The sequence below is a fragment of the Hyphomonas sp. genome, from assembly GCF_040882205.1.
Taxonomy (GTDB): Bacteria; Pseudomonadota; Alphaproteobacteria; order Caulobacterales; family Hyphomonadaceae; genus Hyphomonas.
In genome coordinates this window covers 1-2,210 of record NZ_JBBEBT010000290.1, presented here as the reverse complement: position 1 = coordinate 2,210, position 2,210 = coordinate 1, and the positions used below count along the sequence as shown (strand labels likewise).

Genomic DNA, 2,210 nt, shown 5'->3' with positions numbered 1-2,210 from the left:
ATGGCCTTCTTCGCCATGGGTATTGCCCTCTGGAAAACCGAGGCTTACCTGCGCCGCCGCTGGCGCGCGCTCGCCATCTCCGGCACAATCCTCCTCGCGGCTTCGCTGATGCACCCGGCGCTGGAGCCGCTGCGCGCGCTGGCCCTGGCCAGCCTCATCGCGGGCGCCGCCTACGCGCCCGGCCCGGCCCTCAGCCCCGCCCGCTTCGGCGACATCTCCTACGGCCTCTACATTACCCATTTCCCGGTGCTCCAGGCGATGGCCGCCGCCGGCCTTGTGGCGGCGCTGGGCTTGCCGGGCTTCTTCCTTCTCGCCGCCGCCCTCGTCATCCTCGCCAGCCTCGCACTCTGGCACCTCGTGGAGAAGCCCGCCTTGCGCCCGTCGAGCCACTACCGCAAGGTGTCCGCAAAATTGATCAACTGAGAGGAAAGAACGCCATGCAGGGCTCAGTCTATGAATACATCAAGTTCGATGCGACCCGCGCAGGTGTCGCCATCGTCACGCTGAATCGGCCGGACGTCCACAATGCCTTCAACGCCGAACTGATCAGCGAACTCATGGACGTCTTCACCCTGATTTCAGAGCAGCCCTCCATCCGCATGATGATCCTGCGCGGCGAAGGCCCGTCCTTCTCCGCTGGGGCAGACCTCTCCTGGATGAAGCTCGCCGCGCTCAATTCGCGCGACGACAACGAGGCCGATGCCCTCCGCCTCGCCGAGATGCTGCATCGGCTTTATGAAATGCCTCAGATGACGCTGGCGCTGGTTCACGGCACTGCCATGGGCGGCGGGGCAGGGCTGGTTGCCGCGTGTGATGTCGCCATCGCCATGGCGGGCGCGTCCTTCCGCTTCTCTGAAGTACGCCTCGGCCTGATACCGGCCACTATCAGTCCCTACGTGATCGACGCCATTGGCCCGCGCTTGGCCCGCGCGCTCTTCGTCACCGCAGAAGCCTTCGATGCCGCCTATGCCGAGCGAATCGGCCTCGTGCAGTATGTTGCTCAGACGGCGGATGAAATGGCAGAGCTGGAAGAACGCATCGCCAAACTCGTCTTCGCCGCCGCTCCGGGCGCGGTTGCGGACTCAAAGAAACTCGTCCGCGATGTTGCCGGCCGGCCGATCGACCGCGAAATCGGACACAAGACCGCAAAGCGTATCGCCGCGCGCCGGGCGTCTGCCGAAGGAAAGGAAGGCATTGCCGCTTTCCTGGAAAAGCGTCCGCCCAGCTGGAAAACCTGAAGCCGCGCTACTTCAGCGGCGGCAGCGGCAGGCCCCATCCCGTCAGCGCCGTATGCACGGCTTCGACCGGATTGATTCCGGTCAGGCCTTCTATGGGCTCCCGGAATATATACACGACCAACCCCAGCATGATCACATAGACGATGAACTGCAGCACCGATTTCAACACGAAAGCGCCTGCGCTGAACGCGATCATGCCGATGGCCCCGAGGATCAGCGCGCCCTGGATCGGAGGCATGCTTTCCACGATGGCATAGTTGTATCCAAAATAGGCGCCGAGCCCGCCGCCGACGATGCCGGCAATGCCGGCCAGTTGAACGCCTGAGTTATAAGCCATCGGACTCCCCCGTTTGCTTTGCCTTTCTCCTGCTTACGCCATCCGGCGGGCCTCACAAAGCCTCAAAATCACGCGCCCGCCGCCCGCCATGCGCCTTGTTTCGGCCAGCAAACCCGGCGATCCCATACAGCTATGACCGCCCAGCCCTCCGCTTCCGCGCGCCTGCGCGCCCGCCTTCACGCCGAACGCGAAGCCCTGCGCGCCCGCTGGGTGAAGGGCCCCTGGTCGCTCGGCCTGTTCGAGTTCGCCAGCTTCGGCGTCAAGCAGGCCTGGGCCTGCCTCTTCGGCGGCGTCATGCTCGCCCTGCTGCTGGCAACACACCTCTTCTATCCCGGCGTCGCAGCCCTCTCGCGCTACGATTTCCTCGTCCTCGCCGCGCTCGCCCTGCAACTGCTGCTCATCCTCTCCGGTCTCGAAACCTGGGAAGAGGCGCGCGTCATTCTCCTCTTCCACATCGTCGGCACCGTCATGGAGCTCTTCAAGACCGCCCATGGCAGCTGGATCTACCCGGAAGACAGCTGGCTGCGTATCGGCGCCGTGCCGCTCTTTTCCGGCTTCATGTACGCCGCCGTCGGGTCCTATCTCGCCCGCGTCTGGCGCATCTTCGAGTTCCGGCTCGACCGTTTCCCGCCCCT

General features: G+C 64.7%; 3 protein-coding genes and 1 pseudogene. 3 read left to right on the top strand and 1 reads right to left on the bottom strand.

What is annotated here, in order from left to right; translation table 11 throughout:
- Both WEA77_RS12555 and WEA77_RS12550 read left to right on the top strand, forming a co-directional pair.
- Positions 1-423 (top strand): annotated as a pseudogene (locus WEA77_RS12555) (acyltransferase); the annotation flags it as partial.
- A 14-nt stretch (positions 424-437) separates the two neighbouring features.
- Positions 438-1,238: an enoyl-CoA hydratase-related protein gene (locus WEA77_RS12550; RefSeq protein WP_368068225.1), complete on the top strand. Its 801-nt coding sequence runs from the start codon at positions 438-440 to the stop codon at positions 1,236-1,238.
- Between the two features lie 7 nt (positions 1,239-1,245).
- On the opposite strand, the gene WEA77_RS12545 is transcribed toward WEA77_RS12550, so the two are convergent.
- The gene (locus WEA77_RS12545) at positions 1,246-1,575 is read right to left on the bottom strand and encodes a hypothetical protein (RefSeq protein ID WP_368068224.1); all 330 of its coding nucleotides are present in this window, start codon (positions 1,573-1,575) and stop codon (positions 1,246-1,248) included.
- 132 nt (positions 1,576-1,707) lie between these two features.
- Here WEA77_RS12545 and WEA77_RS12540 point away from each other — a divergent pair.
- The coding region (locus WEA77_RS12540; RefSeq protein ID WP_368068223.1) for a DUF817 family protein at positions 1,708-2,210 on the top strand (503 nt) is incomplete at its 3' end.

Bases quoted from the DNA above. Each gene is read 5' to 3' on its own strand.
- WEA77_RS12550 (WP_368068225.1), top strand. From the start codon at position 438: ATGCAGGGCTCAGTCTATGAATACATCAAGTTCGATGCGACCCGCGCA.
- WEA77_RS12545 (WP_368068224.1), bottom strand. From the start codon at position 1,575: ATGGCTTATAACTCAGGCGTTCAACTGGCCGGCATTGCCGGCATCGTC.